This is a genomic window from Micromonospora sp. LOL_021 (genome assembly GCF_048060215.1).
Lineage (GTDB): Bacteria > Actinomycetota > Actinomycetes > Mycobacteriales > Micromonosporaceae > Micromonospora_E.
Map to the genome: position 1 here is coordinate 12821 of NZ_JBHMIN010000048.1, position 16077 is coordinate 28897.

Here is a 16077-nt window from a genome sequence, read left to right on the forward strand (position 1 = left end):
GCGAAACACGATGCTTACAGATGCGTTCCTGATGACCGGCCTGGGACCCGACCGACGTCACCGTCGCGGTCACGCTCCAGATCGTTGCGGAGCAGGCGCAGAATCGGCTGGCAGTGCTCGTAGGCCAGCCGCGCGGCCTCCTCGCCGTCACCGGCGCGAGCGGCGTCGACCAGTGCCCGGTGTTCACGCTGCGACTGGGCGCGCCGGCCGGGCAGACGGGCACTGTCGGACGGCACGTGCAGTGCACTGAGCGTGAGCAGCTCGGCCAACAGGGCAATCGCCCGGTGGCGACCCGACGCTCGGGCCAAGGTCAGATGGAGCTCGCGGTTGAGCAACGCGTAGCTGTTTCCGACGTCGGCGCGGCTCATCTTGCGGCACAACGCGTCAGCCTCGGCCAGCGTCGCCTCGTCCATCAACGGCACCGCATGCCGCAGATTGTCCGGTTCGACGAGTGCGATCAGTTCCTGCATCTCGATGCACTCGGCGATGGTCAGTTTCCGGACCGCGACGCCACGATGCTCGTCGATCGCGACCAGCCCCTCGGTCGCCAGTGAACGGAAGGACTCCCGCACCGGTGTCGTGGACAGGCCGAGCTCAGCGGCGATCTCGACCTGGCGCAGCCGGTCACCCGGCTGGATCAGACCCAACAGGATCCGCTCGCGAAGCACATCCGTTGCCCAGGACTGCGCGGTCTTTGCCGACCGCACGACGGTCGGCTGATTGCGTTGCTTGACTGGCGTGGCTATCGCCCGACCTCCTGTTCGCCTGCGGCGGTTGCCAGCTGGCACCGTGCCTGTCTATCAAGGATGTCCCAGCGGCTCACCGGGCCCGACCCGCACCGCCCGCCAAGCACCTATGCACAATCTACAGCCTAGTGTACGGACCGGATGCGTCGGCGCTACGGGCGGTCGTCAAGGGTTTCGCGCCGGTGGCCGTCTCGTAGCCGTCCGGTACCGCACTTCGACCGCCTGCCGATTCTCGACCCGTTCCTTTTCGGGGAGATCGTTCCAACTATTGAGATTAGAAGGCAAATGCCAGTTAAACACCCTTCTTGACGGTGCTGGCGGGACGCTGCACCCAGTGGTGCGCCGGCCCACTTCGAGGTGGGCCGGCGCACTTGTTGCGGTCCTCGGAAATGCGGGTCAGTAGCAGAGCAGGGTGACGTTGGCGGTGTAGTAGTAGTCGCTGATCTGGGTCACGTACGAGTTGACGACAAAGCAGTCGATGAAGGGGTTGTAGCCATCGATCTGCGCCCACGTCTCGGCCTGGAACCTGGCGCTGAGGGTGGCGCTGCTCGCGCTGCTTCCGCTGCCGTAGCCATAGTAGTAGTCGACCGCAGCCGTGCTGGCGGACGTGCTGGCCTGGGCGTTGGACGACGACTCGGCGGCGACCGCCGCGGTCCCGGTGGCGGCCATCGCGCCCATGACCATCGCCGCGGTGACGGCGACTCTTGCGAGAGTACGCACGGATGTCCCCTTCCTGTTGCGGATTTGATCTCACCGTAACATCGGCATTCGTACTCAGCAATGCCATGTCAATATCTTGCTCGCGCCGGCGAGTGTGTGCCGACCTGCGGCGATAACAGAAAGCCGAAATTGAATTGCGGCTGACCAGTGGTTTTGCCGACTGCATTTATCTGCATGATCTCGCAAACCGCGCGTACCCAGTCAGGCGAGGTCAGGCAGGGTCAGTCAGGGTCAGAGCGGGACCGGGAGCCGGGCCTTCAGGCGGAGTCGCGCCGGACGAGCTCGGTGGGCAGCACCACGGCCGGCTCGACGGCCTCGCCGTCGGCCAGCCGCAGCAGCAGCCGGGCCAGCGTCCGGCCGATCTCCTGGATCGGCTGGCGGACAGTGGTCAGCGCCGGGTCCATGTAGCCGGCCATCTCGATGTCGTCGAAGCCGATGATCGCGACGTCGTCGGGCACCCGGCGGCCGGCTTCCCGCAGCGTGCGGATGGCACCGTGGGCCATCAGGTCGGAGGCGACGAAGACCGCATCCAACGCCGGGTCGTCCTCGAGCAGCTGACGCATCGCGACCGCACCCGACTCGCGGGTGAAGTCGCCGGCGGCGACCAGCGACCGCCCACCGGTCTCCCGGATCACCGTACGGTAGCCGGCCAGCCGGTCCACCCCGGCGATCATGTCCTGTGGGCCGGCGATCGTCGCCACCCGCTGCCGGCCGGACTCGAGCAGGTAGCGGACCGCCCGCTCGGCACCGGCCTCGTTCTCCACGTCAACGTACGGCACCCCGGCGCTGACCTGGCCCATCGGTCGGCCGCTGCACACCACCGGCAGGCCGCTGCGGGCCAGCGTGCCGGGCATCGGGTCGACGCCGTGGATCGAGGCGAACATGACACCGTCGACGTGTCGGCCCAGGGCGTACCGCTCGACCCGGTCATGGCTGCTCGCCGAGCCGGCCATCATCAGCACCAGCTGCTTGTCGGCCGCCTCCAGCTCCTGGCTGACGCCGTGGATGATGCCGGGGAATACCTGGTCGTCGGAGAAGACCCGGGTGGCGGTCTCCGGCAGGATCAGCCCCATCGAGTCGGTGCGCTGGGTGACCAGGCTGCGGGCGGCCAGGTTGGGGACGTACCCCAGCTCCTGGACCGCCCGACGGACCGCGTCCTGAATCGGTTCGGCAACGGTGGTGGAGCCGTTCACCACGCGCGACACGGTGGCCCGGGACACACCGGCCCGGCGGGCCACCGCCTCCAGCGTCGGACGTTCCCTGGCCATGCTCACGCCTGCGCTCCCCGTCTGTAAAAGCTCCCGCCACCTAGGAAAACGCCAGCGGCTCAGCCGATGCCGTTGCGGCGGATCACCTCTTGGTACCACCGTGCGCTGGCCTTCGGCACCCGCCGCTGGGTCAGGTAGTCCACGTACACGATGCCAAATCGCTTGTCGTAGCCGTACGACCACTCGAAGTTGTCCAGCAGTGACCACACCAGGTAGCCGCGCAGGTCGACCCCGGCGGCGATCGCGGCGTGCGCGGCCCGCAGATGCCCGTCCAGGTAGGCGACCCGGTCGCTGTCGTCGACTCGTTCGCCGTCGGGGTCAAGCTGGTCGGGGAAGGCGGCGCCGTTTTCGGTGATGATCATCGGTACGCCCGGGTAGTCCCGCCCCAGCTTGCTCAGCAGCGCGGTCAGCCCGGACGGCTGGATCTGCCAGCCCATGTCGGTCAGCGGCGGTTCCGGGGCGATGAACTCGATGCCCTCGGTACCGGGGAAGGCCCCGCCGCCACCGGGGGCGCCGTCGCGAGCGGCCAGGTAGGTGGGGGAGTAGTAGTTGATGCCGAGCAGGTCGATCGGTTCGCTGACGATCTTTTCGTCGCCGTCGCGGATGTGGTCCAGCCCGGTGAACCGGCTGACGTGGTCGAGAATTCGCTGCGGGTAGCCACCGCGCAGGATCGGGTCGAGGAAGATCCGGTTCTGCAGGTCCTCGACCAGCTCGACCGCCTTGGCGTCGGCTTCGCTGGCCGGGTCGGCGGGGAACGCCGACGTCGGGTTGACCGTGAGCCCGACGGTGGACGCGCCAGCGGCGCGTAGCGCCTGGTTGGCCAGCCCGTGGCCGAGCAGCAGGTGGTGCACGGTCTGAAAGGTGGCGGCCGGGTCGGTACGGCCCGGAGCGTGTATCCCGGCACCGTAGCCGAGGTACGCCGAGCACCACGGCTCGTTGAGCGTGGTCCAGGTCTGGACCCGGTCGCCGAGCCGGGCGTAGACGGCCCGCGCGTACTCGGCGAAGGCCTCGGCCGTCTCCCGGTTGGTCCAGCCGCCCCGGTCCTCCAGGGTCTGCGGCAGATCCCAGTGGTAGAGGGTGATGATCGGCTCGATGCCGCGCCCGCGCAACTCGTCGACGAGCCGGTCGTAGAAGTCCAGCCCGTGCGGGTTCACCGGGCCGGTGCCGTCCGGCTGCACGCGCGGCCAGGCGATCGAGAACCGGTAGGTGTGCAGTCCGAGTTCGGCCATCAACGCCACGTCGTCGCGGTAGCGGTGGTAGTGGTCGCAGGCCACGTCCCCGGTGTGCCCGGCGTGCACCTTGCCCGGCGCACGGCTGAACGTGTCCCAGATCGACGGGCCGCGACCGTCGGAGCGGGCGGCGCCTTCGATCTGGTACGAGGCGGTCGCCGCGCCCCAGATGAACGAGTCGGGGAACCGTACGGGCTCGTTGGAGTTCGTCACGCCTTGACAGCACCTTCCATGATGCCGCCGATGATCTGACGGCCGAAAATGATGAACACGATCAGTAGTGGCAGCGTAGCGAGCGCCGTACCCGTGAAGACCTGCGACATGTCGTTGTAGTAGCCGTTCGACAGCGCCCTCAGCGACAGCTGGACGGTCGGGTTCTCCGGGTCGTTGAGCACCGCGTACGGCCAGAGGAAGTCGTTCCACATGGTCATGAAGGTGAGCAGGCCGAGCACGGCGGCGGCCGGGCGTAACGCCGGCAATACCACGTTCCAGTAGATCCGTAGCGTGGAGCAGCCGTCGACCCGGGCCGCCTCGATCAGCTCGGTGCTGACCGCCTGGCTGGCGTACTGGCGCATCAGGAACACCCCGAAGCCGGTGACCAGCGCCGGCACGATGACCGCGGCGAGCCGGTCGTTCCAGTCCAGCTGGCTCATCAGCATGTACAGCGGGATGACGCCGAGCTGGGTCGGCACCATCATCGTCGCGATGATCACCAGCAGCAGGGCGTTGGAACCCTTGAACCGCAGTTTGGCGAAGGCGAACCCGGCCAGCGACGAGAACAGCACCACCGAGAAGGTGACGGTGCCGGCGACGATCGCCGAGTTGATCATGCCGGTGAGGAAGTACGCGTCCGGGTTGTTGAACAGCCGCTCGATGTTGCCCGGCAGGTTGCCACCCGGGGTGAGCGGCGGCGGGATCTGCCCCATCGCGTCGCTGGACCGGGTGGCGACCACGAACATCCAGTAGATCGGGAAGATCGACATCAGCCCGGCGACGATCAGCGTCGCGTAGGTCAGTCTGCTGGCGCTCCACAGGTGCTGACTGGCTTTCACGGTGCTCACCCCTGCTTCCGGGTGCTGTTGCCGAGCCGGCGGATCACCAGCACGTTGATCAGCGAGATGACGACGATCAGGGCGAACAGCATCCAGGCGATCGCCGAGCCGTAGCCGAAGTTGAAGTGCGGCGCGAAGGCGTTCTCGAACATGTACATGGTCATCGTCTGCGACTCGCGCAGCGGCCCGCCCCGGATCGGGTTGGGTCCGGAGTTGAACAGCAGCGGCTCGGTGAACAGCTGCAGTCCACCGATGGTGGAGATGATGACGCAGAAGACGATCGTCGGCCGCAGCATCGGCACGGTGATCGACCAGAACTGCCGGACCGGGCTGGCACCGTCGATCGCCGCCGATTCGTACAGGTCCCTCGGGATGGACTGCATCGCGGCCAGGAAGATCAGCGCGTTGTAGCCGGTCCACCGCCAGTCGACCATCGTCGAGATGGCCACCCAGGCGCCGAACCGGGTGTTGCGCCAGTCGATGGCGTCGATGCCGACCAGGTCCAGCGCCCAGTTGATCATGCCGAACTCGCGGCTGAACAGCTGACCGAAGACGATCGCCACCGCCGCCGTCGAGGTGATGTTCGGGATCAGGATGCTCATCCGGAACGACGTACGGGCCCGCAGCTGCCGGTTCAGCAGGTGGGCCAGCCAGAGCGCCAGCAGCAGTTGCGGCACGGTGGAGATGACGAAGATGCCCAACGTGTTGAGCACCGAGTTCCAGAAGTCGCCGTCGCCGAGCAGCCGGCTGTAGTTGTCGAAGCCGACGAACGGGTGCTCGGCGGCGAGCAGGTCCCAGTCGTGCAGCGACACCCAGAACGTGTAGCCCAGCGGGTAGGCGCCGAAGATCGCGAACAGCACGAAGAACGGCGCGATGTACAGGTACGGAGACGCTTTGGTGTCCAGCCGGGCCAGCCACAGCCGGGGCCGCCGGTGCGGCGGCTCGGGCGGTCGCCGGGCCGGCCGGGTGGCGTCGGCGGCCGGCTGCTCCGGCTCGACCTGCGCCACCCGGCCCGCGGTCACTTCTCAGCCGCCGTCTTGGCGTTGTTCACCGCGTCGGTCCAGCCCTCGTCGGGCGTACGCTGACCCAGCTCGACCGTACGGACGGCGTTCTCCACCTCGGTGCGGACCGCCTGGTTTTTCGGCCCCATGTAGACCGGCTTGAGGTTCTTGGCGCCTTCACCGAAGATCTGCCCGATCGGGGCGTCGTTGAAGTACTCGCTGGTCGCCTCCAGGATCGCCGGGTCGTCGAGCGCCTGCGGCGACGACGGCAGCGGCCCCTTGGCCTTGAACGCCCCGATGTGCCCCTCCGGGCTGGTCAGGAACTTGACCAGCTTGACGGCTTCCTCCTGGTGCTCGCTCTGCGCCGGTACCGCCAGGTGCGATCCGCCCCAGTTGCCGCCGTCGCCGGGCACCGTGGCGATGTCCCACTTGCCGGCCGCCTCCGGGCCGGCGTTGCCCTCGATCACGCCGGTCATCCAGGCGGGGCAGGCGATGGTGGCGAACTTGGCCTGCTTGAACGCGGCCACCCACTCGTCGGACCAGGCGCCGTACTTGCCGCTCAGGTCGGAGTCGATGATGTCCATGGTGATGTCCCAGGCCTGCTTGACGGCCGGGTTGGTGTCGACGACGAGGTTGTCGTCGAGGTCGTAGTAGTGGTAGCCCTCGGCGGCACCGGCGGTCTGCAGCACGATCGTGTTGAACGTCTGGGTCGCCGCGTCCAGGAACGACGCGCCGGTGTCGGCCTCGACGAACTGCTCGCCGACGGAGATGTAGTCCTGCCAGGTCGGCCAGAGCGCGGAGACCTCGTCGCGGTCGGTCGGCAGCCCGGCGGCCTCGAACAGGTCGGTGCGGTAGCACATAGCCATGCCGCCGACGTCGGTGCCGAGCCCGATCAGCTGGCTGCCGTCGGCGGTCAGCGCCTGGTCCCACTTCCACGGCATGAAGTTGCCTTCGAGCTCGGCGGCGCCGTGGTCGAGCAGGTTCACGAAGTTCTGCGGGTTGGCCTTGTACTCGATCAGCAGGCCCTCCTCGATGGCGACGATGTCACCGGCGCCCTTGCCGGCGGCCAGCCACTGGGTCAGCTTGGGGGAGTACTCGTCGAGGTTGGTACCGGTGCCCCGTTCGACGATCTTGATGCCGGGGTTCTCGGCCTCGTACTGCTTGTACAGCTCCTCGTAGCCGAACTGGCCGAAGACGTCGACGGTCAGGGTGATGGTGCCGTCGTCGGCGGCTTCGTCGCCGCCGCAGCCGGTGGCTGCGGCGAGTACGGTGACCGCGGCGGCGGTCGCGGTGACCAGCCGACGGCGTGAATTGACGCCCATGGATTGACCCCTCTCAGGTCCAGGCATGGTGGGGTGCGGAAACTGCGTGTTTGCTGGCTGGCTCCCTGTCGACCCTGACGACCTGGCCGGGTGGTCCGGCAAGGCCTGGTGAGAGCGCTCTCACGAGAGTGGGACGTCAATCACTCCCCTGTCAAGAGAGCGTTCTCAGAACGTTGCCGGCGCGTTACCTACACCGGTGCCGACGGACGAAAGAGCGGGCAGTGGTCAGCCGACCCGCAGCGCGTCCAGCAGTGCCGCGTCGCCGGAGACGTCCAGCACGTCGAACTGCACCCGACCCCAGAGCCCGAGGAGCAGGTCGCTCGCGGTGCCGGTGGCCAGGGTCCGAGTGTGGTGATCGTCGGAGTCGAGGATCGTGTCGGTGTCCAGCAGCGCCAGGCCCTCGCCCCGCAACCGGACGTACCACTCCTGCTCGGCGTCGGTCGCCACCAGATGCGCCACCCCGTACGCCAGCTGGTGGCTGCGCCGCCGCCCCGCCGGCAGCCAGGAGTCCAGCACCTCGCTGATCCCGTCGGCGGCCAGCTTCGCCTCCACCGGCTCCACCCCGGCGATCGCCGTCTGCGCGTCCCAGCGGTGCACCGCGGTCTCGTGCGCGATCCGGCGTGGCCAGAACGCCGCCTTCTTCGCCTGCGGAGCCCAGTTCCACGCCGGCAGCTCCGGGTCGATCCCGTCGAGCAGATTGACCAGCGCGTCGAACTCCTGCTGCCACCAGACGAGCGCCTCGTCGCCGCCGGGCCGGCCGGTCATCTCGGACCGCACGGTCGGCGGATCGACCACTCCGCGTACCACGTGCTCGCGCACCCAGGCGTACACCGCGCCGAGATGGTGCACCAGGTCGACGACCGTCCAGTCCGGGCAGGACGGCACCGGCGCGTCCAGCGGCACCTGGCCGACCGCGGCCCGGAACGCCGGACCGTCCGCCCGCAGTGCGCCGAGCCAGAAGTCCTTGGAGCCGTGCAGCCTGCTCATCATGATCCTCCGGGTCGAGCCGACAGCCAGTGGCGTGGCGCGGGTGGATTCCAGCCTAGGGTGAGGGGCGTGCCTGACGTTAGTGCCCACGCGCCATCTGCTGAAGACCCGACGGCCCTTGCGCCGTTGGCACGCTATACCACGCTCGCCCTCGGCGGCCCGGCCGACCGGCTGGTCACCGCGACCACCGCCGACGAGTTGACCGAGGCGGTCCGGGACGCCGGTCGGCGCGGGGAACAGATTTTGCTGCTCAGTGGCGGCAGCAACGTGGTGATCGGCGACGACGGGTTCCCCGGCACGGTGATCCTGGTCCGCTCCACCGGGTTCCAGGTGGTTGCCGAGGAACGGGCGGCGGCCGGCCATCCGGCCACCGTCACCATCCGGGTCGAGGCCGGCGAGCCGTGGGACGATCTGGTCGCGGCCACCGTCGCCGCCGGCTGGTCCGGCGTGGAGTGCCTGTCCGGTATCCCGGGCGCGGCCGGCGCCACCCCGATCCAGAACGTCGGCGCCTACGGTCAGGAGGTTGCCGAGACCGTGCGGGCCGTACACGTGCACGACCGGCTCACCGACGAGCGGTACGCGTTGCCCGCCGCCGACTGCCGGTTCGCCTACCGGGACAGCCTGTTCAAACGCAACGACCGCTACCTGGTTCTGGCGGTGGACTTCCAACTGGCCCGCAGCGAGCTGTCCACCCCGGTGCGTTACGCCGAGCTGGCCCGCAGCCTCGGTGTCGCCGTCGGTGACCGGGTGCCGCTGGCCGACGCCCGTGCCGCGGTGCTGCGGCTACGGGCCGGCAAGGGGATGGTGCTCGACGCCACTGACCCGGACACCCGCTCGGTGGGCTCGTTCTTCACCAACCCGGTGCTGGACGCCGCCGCCGCGCGGCGGTTCCACGCCCGGGTCGCCGCCGCCGGAACGGGCGAGCCGGCGACCTGGCCGGTCGCCGGTGGCGACGCGGTCAAGGTCAGCGCAGCCTGGCTGATCGACAAGGCCGGGTACGGCAAGGGCTACCCGGGCGGCGACGCGCCGGTCGCCATCTCCGGCAAGCACACCCTGGCGCTCACCCATCGGGGCGGCGGCAGCACCGCCGCCTTGCTCGACCTGGCCGGCACCATCAGGGACGGGGTCCGCGACCGGTTCGGCGTCGCCCTGCACCCGGAGCCGGTCCTGGTCAACTGTTCGTTCGACTAGCCGACCCGCCGGGCGGGGCCACCGCTCAGCCCTCGGGCGGGGCCACCGCCGACCAGGGCACGGTCAACTCGCCGAGCCGCCACCGCGCCGGTCGGTCCAGCACCGGCCAGCCGCCGTCCCGCAGCGCCGACACCGTGCGCAGCCAGCGCTGCCGTGGCCCGTACGGCGCGTAGCCGGCCGCCGCCCGCCAGCTGTCGTCGAGCGCCCGCAGCAGGGCGTGCACCCGCTCGCCCGGCACGTTGCGGTGGATCAGGGCCTTCGGTAGCCGTTCGGCGAGCACCGCCGGCCCACCACCGGCCGGGCCGGCCAGCGTGGCCAACCGGCCAGCCAGGGTCAGCGAGAGCGGCCCGGTGGCGTCGAGCAGCACCCAGGAGCAGATTCGACCCGGTTCGTCACAGGTCCCCTCGACCAGCAACCCTCCGGGGGCCAGCGCGGCGCGCATCGTCGCCCACGCCGCCGCGACGTCGGACTCGGCGTACTGGCGCAGCACGTTGAACGCCCGGACCAGCACCGGCCGGAGCCCGGCCAGCTCGAATCCACCCCGGCCGAAGGCCAGTTGTGGCGGCGCGGCAGCCGGAGCCGCCGCCGCGACCCGGTCCGGGTCGATCTCCAGCCCGACCACCCGTACGTCCGGCCGTACCGCCCGCAGCCGGGCGGCCAGCTCGACGGTGGTCACCGGGTGGGCACCGAAACCCAGGTCGACCACCAGCGGTGGCCCGGCCGCGTCCGTCAGCGCCGACCCGCAGCGGTACGCGATCCACCGGTCGGCCCGGCGCAGCCGGTTCGGCGCGGTGGTGCCCCGGGTGACCTCGCCGACCGGCCGGGTCGCGTCGGGCGCGCGTGCTCCGACCGGCCGGGCCGCCCGACCCCTGCTCACCCGGGCAGCACCCGGTGCACCTTGTGCTGCGCGGCCTGGGCCAACGGGCGGACCACCAGCCGGTCCACGTTGACGTGCTGCGGCCGGGTGGCGCACCAGACGACGCAGTCCGCGATGTCGTCGGCGACCAGCGGCTCGGCCACCCCGGCGTAGACCGCGTCGGCCCGCGCGGTGTCCCCGCCGAACCGGTTCACACTGAACTCGTCGGTACGCACCATGCCCGGATCGATCTCGACCACCCGGACCGGCCGGCCGCACAACTCCAGCCGCAGCGTCTCGGTCAGCGCGGCCTGGCCGTGCTTGGCGGCGGTATAGCCGCCACCACCCTCGTAGACGACCTGCCCGGCGGTGGAGCCGATCACCACGACGGTGCCGGCCCCGCTGGCGGTCAGCGCCGGCAGCAGGGCCTGGGTGACCCGCAGCGTGCCGAGCACGTTCACCTCGTACATCCACCGCCAGTCGGCCACCGGCGCGGCCTCGACCGGGTCCAGCCCACGCGCTCCGCCGGCGTTGTTCACCAGCAGGGTGACCCGTCCGGGTGGGTCACCCTGCTCGGCCAGCCCGGTGACCGCCTGCGCCAGCCCGGCCACCGACCCGTCGTCGGTGACGTCGCAGGTCACTGCGGTGGCGGCACCGCCACTGTCGGAGATCGAGGCGACCAGGTCGGCGAGCCGGTCGGCGCGGCGGGCGGCGGCGACCACATGGAAGCCCTCGGCGGCGAGCCGGCGGGCGGTGGCCGCGCCGATCCCGCTGGACGCTCCGGTGACGATGGCGATCGGTGTCATCAGGCCATTGTCGCCGCTTGCCGGCCCGGGACGGTCGCCGCCGGTCGGCCCCGGGCGTCGCGCCCGGCGAGAGGTGGATCACCTCCACTGGCTGTAGTGCGGTACGTCGCTGCCGGTACCGGGAAGATGTGACAGGTCGTCCTGGTTGGTGGCGTTGGCTGCGATCAGGCGAGCGGAGGGAGCGACGTGGTGCAGGTGGGTCAGGCCGGGCCGGGTGACAACCAGCCGCCGCCGCGTCCCCGTCGGGTCGCGACACTGTCGGTGCACACCTCTCCGCTGGACTCGCCGGGCACCGGCGACGCCGGCGGCATGAACGTCTACATCGTCGAGGTGTCCCGGCGGTTGGCCGAGGCCGGCGTGGAGGTCGAGATCTTCACCCGGGCGACAGCGGGTGGCGTACCGCCGGTGGTGGAGATGGCACCCGGTGTACGGGTGCGGCAGGTGATCTCCGGCCCACTGGAGCCGCTGCCGAAGGAGGACCTGCCGGCGCAGCTCTGCGCATTCACCGCCGGGGTGCTGCGGGCGGAGGCCGCCCGGGCCCCTGGCTACTACGATCTGATCCACTCGCACTACTGGCTCTCCGGGCAGGTCGGGTGGCTGGCGAAGGAGCGCTGGGGGGTGCCGCTGGTGCACACCGCGCACACTCTCGCCAAGGTCAAGAACGCTCGGCTGGCGGCCGGTGACCGGCCTGAGCCGGCCTCCCGGATCATCGGCGAGGAGCAGGTGGTCACCGAGGCGGATCATCTGGTGGCGAACACCAGGACCGAGGCCGGCGAGCTGATCGACTGGTACGGCGCCGGGGCGGACCGGGTGTCCGTGGTCGAACCGGGCGTCGACCTGGACCGGTTCCGGCCCGGCCCGGCCGGCCGGGAACAGGCCACCAGGGCGGCCGCCCGACGGCGGTTCGGCCTGCCGGTCCGCGGCCATCTGGTGGCATTCGTCGGCCGGATCCAGCCGCTGAAGGCACCCGACGTGCTGCTGCGCGCGGTGGCCGCACTGCGCCGACGGGACCCGGATGCGGTCGCCGATCTCACGGTGGTGGTCGCCGGTGGCCCCAGCGGAACCGGCCTTGACCAGCCGGGAGCACTGATCGACCTGGCGAGATCGCTGGGAGTGGACGACCTGGTGCGGTTCATGCCGCCGCTGGCCCGTACCGACCTGCCGGCCCTGTTCCGGGCCGCCGACCTGGTCGCGGTGCCGTCGTACAACGAATCATTCGGTCTGGTCGCCCTGGAGGCTCAGGCCTGCGGCACGCCGGTGCTGGCCGCCTCGGTCGGTGGCCTGGTCACCGCGGTCCGCGACGGGCACAGCGGAGTGCTGGTCGACGGGCACCACCCGGACGACTGGGGCCGGGCGATCGGCGATCTGCTGGCCGCCCCGGCGTTGCGGAACCGGCTCGGTCGGGGCGCGGTGGAGCACGCCCGGCAGTTCTCCTGGGCACGCACTGCGGCCGGGCTGCTAGACGTTTACGGTGGGGCGGTGCGGGCGTACCGGGCGGCGACCGCCGTCGGGATGTCCCGGGACGCCGACGCCCTGTCGGCGAGCGTGGGCTGACCAGGAGTGCCATGAGCGGACGAGCCGAGGTGGCGGCGCTGATCGAGGCGGTCTGCGCTGAGCGTGAGCTGAGCTGGGAACCAACCGGTGACCTGTCGTACGCGGTGACCTTGCCGGGCACCCACAAGCTGAAGACGGTGTGCAATCTGATCGTCGGCGAGCAGGCGCTGCGAATAGAAGCATTCGTGATGCGGCAGCCCGATGAACGGCGTACCGAGTTGTGGACCTGGCTGCTGCGGCGCAACGCCCGGATGTACGGCGTCGCCTTTTCGATCGACGCGGTCGGCGACATCTACCTCACTGGTCGTGTCGGGTTGGCCGGTATCACCGAAGACGAACTGGACCGGTTACTCGGCTCGGTGCTCACCTATGCCGACGAGTCATTCGACGCGATGCTGGAGATCGGCTTCGGTTCGGCGATCCGCCGCGAATGGGAATGGCGGGTCAAGAGAGGTGAATCGCTGGCGAACCTGCGCGCCTTCGCGCACCTTTTCGACGAGAAGACGCCGGAGGATCCAGGTTTGTAGGGAGCCAGCAGGGTACTGCTCGCATGGTGGCGCAATCGTCGCCCGCTGCCCCCCGCAGGGACACTGTCAAAGGGAGTGAGCAGACCATGCCTCAACAGACCAGCACCCGGCGTCGCAGCCCCGCGTCGGACGGACGGTCCAAGGCCGGCCGTAGCTCCACCTCGGCCCGTAGCTCCGGCTCGGCCCGCAAGTCCGGTTCGGCCCGCAACCCGAGCCCGGCCCGGAGCAGCTCGAACCGCAGCGCCGGCACCCGCAGCGCGACGGCGATCATCGACCGGGCCGGCGGCACCGTTCGGGAGAGCGACCTGGCCGACCTGCGGGTCGACGAACTGCGTGCCCAGCTGCGTAAGCACGGGGTGACCGGCACGTCCAACCTGCGTAAGCCCGACCTGATCAAGTCGTTGGCGCGGGCGATGCGGCGGGGTACTCCGGCGCGGGCGAAGCAGGCGTCCCGGCCGAAGGCCGGCTCGCCGACCTCCCGGCGTTCATCGCCGGCCGGCAAGAGCACGAGTGCCGGCAAGAGCACGAGCTCGGCTCGGTCCGGCGCATCGTCGACGGCCCGCAAGAGCACGAGTGCCGCCCGCAAGAGCACCGGTTCGGCTCGGAAGAGCGCCAGCTCGGCCAGGAAGAGCACCGGTTCGGCGGGGAGGAGCACCGGTTCGGCCGGTAGGAGTAAGAGCGCCAGTTCGACGGGGCGGAACACCTCTGGCGCGGGCGGCGGCGCACGGGCCGGCGGTGATGCCAAGATCCGGTCCGGAGCCAAGTCGTCCCGGTCGCTGAAGTACGCCCAACGTATCGACGATCCGCAGCAGCACGCCGAACGTGCCGGGCGTAGCCTGGTCACCACCGATCACCGGACGATCCGGCAGTGGGCCGACGCCCGGGGCGGTGCACCGGCGACCGTCAGCGCCCCGCGTGACGGCCGGCCCAGCGTGCTGCGGATCGACTTCCCCGGCTACGGCGGCGGCAATCTACGAAAGATCTCCTGGGACGAGTGGTTTGGGACGTTTGACCAGCGTCGGTTGAACTTCATCTACCAGGAACAGCGCACGGACGGTACACCGAGCAATTTCTTCCGGCTCGAATCTCCCGACCGCGAGGATGCCTGAGCGTGTATTCGCCATCACTCGTCGGTGTTGTTGCGGGCTTAAACCCGTCCGGCACCTCAGATGGTGTGATTGGGCGTACAACCGAATCGCCTTGTCCATCGGAAGTGGCAGGAACTACGGTTGAGCCACGCGCCGAGCCCGGGATTGGCTGGGGGCCGTCGGACCGGTTCGGTCCGAACGACCGGGCTGGGTGCCGGGGGACCGGTGGCATTGGGCCGTTGGGGGACGGCGCCACCCGAAACCGGCGGCGAGGGGGAGCGACGCTTACGGGGGTGAGTGTCGCTCCCCGCCGCCGGTTATCCGTTTCCGCCGGCCTGGCAACTACTGCGGATGAGCTCGCGCCAGCGGTTGCTGGGACCCGTCCGGCTTCGCCAGCTGGGACCGGGCCGGCAGGGTCATGGCCGAAGCGCCCGTCCGCAGCTCGGCGGCCCGCCGTTCTCGGGCCGGTCCGGCGATCAGCTGACCCACCGCGACCACCCCGCCGATCGCGGCGCAGCCGAGCCACAGCGCGGTGTTTCCCGCGTACTGCCAGACGAAGCCGCCGGTGATCGGCGCGGCGAAGGCGGCGACCGACCAGGACAGCGAGAAGACACCCTGGTAGCGGCCGCGCAGTGCGGCCGGGGTCAGCTCGGCGATCAGCGTCGCGTTCGACGGCGAGTTGAGCATCTCGCCAGCGGTCCAGATCAGCACGGTCACCGCGTACAACCAGGCCACGTCGGCGACGGCGGTCAGGCCGAAGCCGACCCCGACGATCACCGCCGCCAGAGCCAGCACGTGCGAGCGGTTGCGGCCGGTGATCAGCCGGGGTACGAAGAGCTGCCCGACCACGATGAGGACGCCGTTGAGCGCCATCACCACACCGAACGTGGTGGGGGACAGCCCGTCGTCGGCCATCGCGATCGGCAACATCGCGCCGTGCTGCATGAACACCATGGCCAGCAGCACGTTCAGCCCGACGAAGCCGAGGAAGACCCGGTCGGTGACGACAACCAGCAACCCGGCCGGTCGGGCCGCGACCGCGGTCGGGCCGAGCGGTGCCGCCGTCTGGGCCGCCGTCCGGGTCGTCGGTCGGGTCGTCGGCCGGGTCTCACCGACCTTGACGAAGACCAGCGCGGCGGTGGCCAGGGTGGTGCTCGCGTTCACCGCGAACAGCAGGAAGTAGTCGACCTGCGCGGCGAGTCCGGCGAGCACCGCCGCGAACGAGTACCCCAGGTTGATGGCCCAGTAGTTGAGCGAAAAGGCCCGCAGCCGGTCGGCGGCCGGGACCACGTCGATCATCATCGCCCCGTACGCCGGCCGGGTGCCCTCGTTGAACATGCCGAGCAGTGCGGCACCCACCAGCAGCAGCCACCACCGGTCGGCCAACCCGAGGACGATCAGCATGGTGGCAGCGCCCACCTGTCCGGTGAGCAGCGTCGGACGGCGCCCCCAGCGGTCGGCGAGCGTCCCGCCGAGCAGGGTGCCGACGGCTCCGCCGGCGCCCCATGCGCCCAGCACCAGACCGGCCTGGGAGCCGGACAGGCCGCGCCCGGCGGTCAGGTAGACGGCCAGGAAGATCACGACGAACGAGCCGAGCCGGTTGATCAGGCTGCCGGTCCACAGGTACCAGAAGGCCCGGGGCAGGCCGCTGGTGGTCTGCTGCAGCCATCTCCGCGCGCCCGACATCGGCCACCCCCGTGCAGTAATGAACAGTCCAGGATCGGTGCCTT

At 70.2% G+C, this 16077-nt stretch carries 15 protein-coding genes; 4 read left to right on the top strand and 11 right to left on the bottom strand.

The features are described 5' to 3' along the window. Nucleotides 1-14 precede the first annotated feature (14 nt). The 8 genes from ACFHWT_RS24800 to ACFHWT_RS24835 form a co-directional block, all read right to left on the bottom strand. Nucleotides 15-707 (bottom strand): GntR family transcriptional regulator, encoded by a 693-nt coding sequence (locus tag ACFHWT_RS24800; protein WP_416597101.1) that lies wholly within the window; start codon nucleotides 705-707, stop codon nucleotides 15-17. A gap of 435 nt (nucleotides 708-1142) precedes the next feature. Beyond that, nucleotides 1143-1466, bottom strand: a complete 324-nt coding sequence (locus ACFHWT_RS24805; RefSeq protein ID WP_416597102.1) for a hypothetical protein — start codon at nucleotides 1464-1466, stop codon at nucleotides 1143-1145. Nucleotides 1467-1723: 257 nt separating this feature from the next. Further along, entirely contained in the window at nucleotides 1724-2734 is a 1011-nt protein-coding gene (locus ACFHWT_RS24810) for a LacI family DNA-binding transcriptional regulator (RefSeq protein ID WP_416597133.1), read from the bottom strand. Nucleotides 2735-2793: 59 nt separating this feature from the next. Further along, nucleotides 2794-4176 (bottom strand): GH1 family beta-glucosidase, encoded by a 1383-nt coding sequence (locus ACFHWT_RS24815; RefSeq protein ID WP_416597103.1) that lies wholly within the window; start codon nucleotides 4174-4176, stop codon nucleotides 2794-2796. Continuing rightward, nucleotides 4173-4946 (bottom strand): carbohydrate ABC transporter permease, encoded by a 774-nt coding sequence (locus ACFHWT_RS24820; protein ID WP_123607253.1) that lies wholly within the window; start codon nucleotides 4944-4946, stop codon nucleotides 4173-4175. The genes ACFHWT_RS24815 and ACFHWT_RS24820 overlap by 4 nt, the downstream gene beginning before the upstream one ends. A gap of 74 nt (nucleotides 4947-5020) precedes the next feature. Beyond that, nucleotides 5021-6022, bottom strand: a complete 1002-nt coding sequence (locus ACFHWT_RS24825) for a carbohydrate ABC transporter permease (protein WP_416597134.1) — start codon at nucleotides 6020-6022, stop codon at nucleotides 5021-5023. An 11-nt stretch (nucleotides 6023-6033) separates the two neighbouring features. Next, the gene (locus ACFHWT_RS24830) at nucleotides 6034-7338 is read right to left on the bottom strand and encodes an ABC transporter substrate-binding protein (RefSeq protein WP_416597104.1); all 1305 of its coding nucleotides are present in this window, start codon (nucleotides 7336-7338) and stop codon (nucleotides 6034-6036) included. A gap of 225 nt (nucleotides 7339-7563) precedes the next feature. Continuing rightward, the gene (locus ACFHWT_RS24835) at nucleotides 7564-8325 is read right to left on the bottom strand and encodes a maleylpyruvate isomerase N-terminal domain-containing protein (protein ID WP_416597106.1); all 762 of its coding nucleotides are present in this window, start codon (nucleotides 8323-8325) and stop codon (nucleotides 7564-7566) included. Nucleotides 8326-8394: 69 nt separating this feature from the next. Here ACFHWT_RS24835 and ACFHWT_RS24840 point away from each other — a divergent pair, with 69 nt between their 5' ends. Beyond that, on the top strand, nucleotides 8395-9516 hold the full coding sequence (locus ACFHWT_RS24840) for a UDP-N-acetylmuramate dehydrogenase (protein ID WP_416597107.1): 1122 nt from the start codon (nucleotides 8395-8397) through the stop codon (nucleotides 9514-9516). Between the two features lie 25 nt (nucleotides 9517-9541). On the opposite strand, the gene ACFHWT_RS24845 is transcribed toward ACFHWT_RS24840, so the two are convergent. Continuing rightward, nucleotides 9542-10393 carry a class I SAM-dependent methyltransferase gene (locus tag ACFHWT_RS24845; protein ID WP_416597108.1) on the bottom strand — a complete coding sequence of 284 codons (852 nt, stop codon included), beginning with the start codon at nucleotides 10391-10393 and terminating at the stop codon, nucleotides 9542-9544. Beyond that, nucleotides 10390-11178, bottom strand: coding sequence for an SDR family oxidoreductase (locus tag ACFHWT_RS24850; RefSeq protein WP_416597109.1), 789 nt, complete (start codon nucleotides 11176-11178; stop codon nucleotides 10390-10392). The genes ACFHWT_RS24845 and ACFHWT_RS24850 overlap by 4 nt, the downstream gene beginning before the upstream one ends. 186 nt (nucleotides 11179-11364) lie before the next feature. Here ACFHWT_RS24850 and mshA point away from each other — a divergent pair, with 186 nt between their 5' ends. From mshA to ACFHWT_RS24865, 3 genes are all read left to right on the top strand, one after another. Next, nucleotides 11365-12732, top strand: coding sequence for a D-inositol-3-phosphate glycosyltransferase (gene mshA / locus ACFHWT_RS24855; RefSeq protein WP_416597110.1), 1368 nt, complete (start codon nucleotides 11365-11367; stop codon nucleotides 12730-12732). A gap of 11 nt (nucleotides 12733-12743) precedes the next feature. After that, the gene (locus ACFHWT_RS24860) at nucleotides 12744-13259 is read left to right on the top strand and encodes a YbjN domain-containing protein (RefSeq protein ID WP_416597111.1); all 516 of its coding nucleotides are present in this window, start codon (nucleotides 12744-12746) and stop codon (nucleotides 13257-13259) included. A gap of 86 nt (nucleotides 13260-13345) precedes the next feature. Next, on the top strand, nucleotides 13346-14368 hold the full coding sequence (locus ACFHWT_RS24865) for a hypothetical protein (RefSeq protein WP_416597112.1): 1023 nt from the start codon (nucleotides 13346-13348) through the stop codon (nucleotides 14366-14368). Between the two features lie 321 nt (nucleotides 14369-14689). On the opposite strand, the gene ACFHWT_RS24870 is transcribed toward ACFHWT_RS24865, so the two are convergent. Then, entirely contained in the window at nucleotides 14690-16033 is a 1344-nt protein-coding gene (locus ACFHWT_RS24870; RefSeq protein ID WP_416597113.1) for an MDR family MFS transporter, read from the bottom strand. Nucleotides 16034-16077 lie beyond the last annotated feature (44 nt).

What these genes read in the sequence shown, in the direction of transcription:
- ACFHWT_RS24810 (WP_416597133.1), bottom strand. Translation starts at nt 2,734, where the DNA reads ATGGCCAGGGAACGTCCGACGCTGGAGGCGGTGGCCCGCCGGGCCGGT.
- ACFHWT_RS24820 (WP_123607253.1), bottom strand. Translation starts at nt 4,946, where the DNA reads ATGTCGATCTTCCCGATCTACTGGATGTTCGTGGTCGCCACCCGGTCC.
- ACFHWT_RS24830 (WP_416597104.1), bottom strand. Translation starts at nt 7,338, where the DNA reads ATGGGCGTCAATTCACGCCGTCGGCTGGTCACCGCGACCGCCGCCGCG.
- ACFHWT_RS24835 (WP_416597106.1), bottom strand. Translation starts at nt 8,325, where the DNA reads ATGAGCAGGCTGCACGGCTCCAAGGACTTCTGGCTCGGCGCACTGCGG.
- ACFHWT_RS24850 (WP_416597109.1), bottom strand. Translation starts at nt 11,178, where the DNA reads ATGACACCGATCGCCATCGTCACCGGAGCGTCCAGCGGGATCGGCGCG.
- ACFHWT_RS24860 (WP_416597111.1), top strand. Translation starts at nt 12,744, where the DNA reads ATGAGCGGACGAGCCGAGGTGGCGGCGCTGATCGAGGCGGTCTGCGCT.
- ACFHWT_RS24865 (WP_416597112.1), top strand. Translation starts at nt 13,346, where the DNA reads ATGCCTCAACAGACCAGCACCCGGCGTCGCAGCCCCGCGTCGGACGGA.
- ACFHWT_RS24870 (WP_416597113.1), bottom strand. Translation starts at nt 16,033, where the DNA reads ATGTCGGGCGCGCGGAGATGGCTGCAGCAGACCACCAGCGGCCTGCCC.